Annotated in this window: 3 protein-coding genes, 1 tRNA gene and 1 pseudogene; 4 read left to right on the forward strand and 1 reads right to left on the reverse strand. The window is 34.2% G+C overall.

What is annotated here, in order from left to right; translation table 11 throughout:
• Positions 1-153: 153 nt before the first annotated feature.
• A pseudogene (locus BHE89_RS13010) lies at positions 154-468 on the forward strand (YceK/YidQ family lipoprotein); the annotation flags it as partial.
• Positions 469-530: 62 nt separating this feature from the next.
• Here BHE89_RS13010 and BHE89_RS13015 read toward each other — a convergent pair.
• Positions 531-836 (reverse strand): DUF5339 family protein, encoded by a 306-nt coding sequence (locus tag BHE89_RS13015; RefSeq protein ID WP_069369572.1) that lies wholly within the window; start codon positions 834-836, stop codon positions 531-533.
• A 300-nt stretch (positions 837-1,136) separates the two neighbouring features.
• On the opposite strand from BHE89_RS13015, the gene BHE89_RS13020 reads away from it, so the two are divergent.
• The 3 genes from BHE89_RS13020 (at position 1,137) to BHE89_RS25725 (ending at position 2,960) form a co-directional block, all read left to right on the forward strand.
• Positions 1,137-1,213, forward strand: a tRNA-Pro gene (locus BHE89_RS13020).
• 216 nt (positions 1,214-1,429) lie between these two features.
• Positions 1,430-1,981: a ShlB/FhaC/HecB family protein gene (locus BHE89_RS25720; RefSeq protein WP_286146111.1), complete on the forward strand. Its 552-nt coding sequence runs from the start codon at positions 1,430-1,432 to the stop codon at positions 1,979-1,981.
• A 4-nt stretch (positions 1,982-1,985) separates the two neighbouring features.
• A complete protein-coding gene (locus tag BHE89_RS25725; protein WP_286146112.1) occupies positions 1,986-2,960 on the forward strand; it encodes a ShlB/FhaC/HecB family hemolysin secretion/activation protein in 975 nt (324 codons plus the stop codon).
• Positions 2,961-3,297 lie beyond the last annotated feature (337 nt).

Genomic DNA, 3,297 nt, shown 5'->3' on the forward strand with positions numbered 1-3,297 from the left:
ATTATATATTTAATGACTAAAAAAATTAAGCTTTTTTTATATCATCTTTCTCTTGTCCTATAAGTGAAAACAGGTTTAACTGTATGATAAAAAAGCGCTGACTCCAGATCTCGTTTTATAGGTGCCTTATGATATTCAGAACAACAAGTAAAAAATTTAACATTAGTAGCCACATTTTTGACGACATTACTGACAGGTTGCTCGAGTGTTATGACTCACGCTGGCCCGAATAAAGAACTTTATTCAGGGACAAAAAATAACATGACCATGCTAAAAGATGATGAAACCGGATGGGCAATGAAACCATTGGTTATTCTCGATTTCCCTTTTAGTGCCGTATTAGATACTTTATTATTACCTTATGATTATTATACTCAGGGGGAAGATAAAAGTGAGAATTCACCTAAAGAGCGCATAAAAAGATTGGAAAGTACAACTGCGAATAATAATCATGAAAATAAGAACTAATATCAAATTAATGACTAAATAATAAATAAGTAATTATATCTAGTCATTAACTGTTTATTTGATTATTTATTTAGTGTTGTTTCTTCTTTAGGGCCAAACATTTTATTCAAACTATTAAGCTCTTGCATTTCTTTGTCACATATTGCTTTTTGCTTTGTCAGAGGCGTTGTCATTATTAGCTTTTTGCTTTGCTCGAAGTTAGCTTTAATCTCTGGCATATTATGCTTTAGATCTTCTCGTTGAGAAATATACTGAATAAATTTATCCGCTTCTTTAAAGTACACTTGGCAAGCATGAACTGTAGATGCTTGAGCTGGAAGTGTAGTTGATAATAAAAGTAGTACGATACTCCACCAACGTTGTTTCATTCTTCTAAACTACCTACCTGATTTGACATAAGGGAATTATATAAAAAACACGCTTATTAAACGATAATAATTAAAAATAAATTTTTATTTTTGTCATGTTTTATAAATAACGTTAAGTAAGAAAGTGAGAGTAAAACGAAGAAAGGAAGGTAAGCTTGTTGCAATAACGCTAAAATTCACTTTTTTTTATGATAAAAAGTTAAAAATCAACCGTTTTGTTTGAAAACCATACGAACAGTCAGGAGATACTAAAAAAGTATTGACGGAGTAGCTTTCTGGCAGTAAGATGCACCTCGTTTTCGGCGAGTAGCGCAGCCTGGTAGCGCAACTGGTTTGGGACCAGTGGGTCGGAGGTTCGAATCCTCTCTCGCCGACCATATTAAGAAACCCCGCTTTTAAAGCGGGGTTTTGTCGTTTTGGTATCCCTTCATAAATAATCTTTTATGACTTTTTTACTTTCTGATAGGTCGACATGGTTGCATTATTAGTAACTATGGAAGTAAATGAGAGTAAAAGACGTTTTTTATAAATCTTTTTTGTTTCTCTTTACATATACATAGCACTCCTATTTTTTATATAAGAGTGTAAATTGAATGCGTATTGCGTTGTCTATTCTAATCTGCAGTATTTTATGGTGTTGCGCTTTTTTCTCTGTAGCAAATGAAAATCATCTTGATCTTCCCGTACCCGTAGATTTACCGACAGAAACACAACTTAGAGATAACTTATTACAACAAAATAACAATGTCTCTCTAGTCAATTTAGCACTACAAAATAAAATGGAGTTTGCCACGACTTCTTTACCCTGTTTTTCAATTAAGCAGGTAAAACTTCATCATGTTGAGGCATTTTCTTCCCCATCATTACAACACCAAGTTGCAAAATGGCAAGCTGCATTAATAGGACATTGCCATTCGCAGTCATTATTAGAACAAGATATCAAGATCCTTAATGCGATGCTTTACGATGCTGGATATGTGACGAGTGAAGTGGGTAAAGTTGATCTTTATGCTGATGAGGAGATATTGGATATCATATTAAATGTCGGGAGAGTACAAGATATTGTTTCCAAAACACAGACAGATAAACACTATCTGATTTCACAGGCAGTGCCAGTTAAAAAAAGGCGATATTTTAAATATTAAAGACATTGAACAGGGGGCTGAAAATTTCAAAATCCGTCCTAAAAGCAATGTCAAAATTCAGATAGAACCATCATCAAAAGAAAATGAGTCGATTATTTCCCTCTCTCAAGTTGGAAAAAGGACAATTGCTGGCTCGGTATCGATTGATAATAAAGAGCAAAAAATTTACGGAGATCTATTTGGTACGACAAAGCTCAGTCTGGGTAATTTAGCGCAACTTAATGATACATTAGTGGTTATTCTTTCAAGTCAACTTGATACCTTAAAATCAAGAGGTATCAAAAAGCAGATATTGTTATGGCAGGTACCTTACCAATATTGGCGTGCTACGCTATTTGGCTACAATATTGAATCAAAAAGTAGAGTATCTGAAGCGACAAAAGGATTACAAAAAAATCGCCAACAACTTCTTTCTTTTGAGATCCAACGTCAGTTTAGACCCTCAACACAGCGCACGGTGACGTTAAGTGGAGGAATGCAGTATTACACTTATCGAAATGAAGTGTCTGGCTATCGCTTATCAGTACATGAGCGTCGTAGCCCTTATGTTAATGCGGGTATCGAGCAAAATTATCGCTTTATGAGAGGGGGTTACCTGAATACTAAATTGGCTTATAAGCAGAGTGTTTTTATTCCTGGCGCTAGACTTTCTCCGATAGATTCACTTAATGGTGTACCCATTTTTAATATTAATTTAGAAGCGTTAATTCCTTTTAAAATCAATTCACAGCCATTTTTTTATCAGCCAGAAATCATCTTTCAACTGACGCGATCGGAGATTGATGGGTTACTTGATAAAGCAAACATTGGCGGTCTATATAGCGTGTATGGCTTTGAACCAGGCAAAGGCTATTCTGATACAAACCAGTTTGTTTCCCGACATAAGGTCACTTGGCTTACACCTTTTTATAACCAAATGTTATTCTCTGCAATAGATTATGGTTCTGTCTCAGAAGATAGAAAAAAACGTTTTTTATAATAAAAATAAATATTTGGTTGGTGCGGCAGCAGGGCTAGAAGGGAGCTTTAAACAACTTAGTTATCAATTTGTATGGAGCATACCGCTATCGGCACCTGCTAGTAGAAAAGAAACAGGATCACAGTTCAATTTTAATGCCCAATTTAACTTCTGATTATGGCAGTTTATTTTATATTTTTTACTGTTTATTTTATAAGCTATCTAATAAATCACTATAAATTATCGAGTTATATAGCATACTCGTAGTTAAAAAGAGAAAAAGGTATTTTTTCTCTTTTTTAAGTTAGCTTAGTATTGCACTGATTATCTTCTAGATAGTGGTATTATTCTTTTGGGC

Source organism: Shigella sp. FC1967 (assembly GCF_001743005.1).
Taxonomy (GTDB): domain Bacteria; phylum Pseudomonadota; class Gammaproteobacteria; order Enterobacterales; family Enterobacteriaceae; genus Proteus.

Bases quoted from the DNA above. Each gene is read 5' to 3' on its own strand.
- BHE89_RS13015 (WP_069369572.1), bottom strand. From the start codon at position 836: ATGAAACAACGTTGGTGGAGTATCGTACTACTTTTATTATCAACTACA.
- BHE89_RS25720 (WP_286146111.1), top strand. From the start codon at position 1,430: ATGCGTATTGCGTTGTCTATTCTAATCTGCAGTATTTTATGGTGTTGC.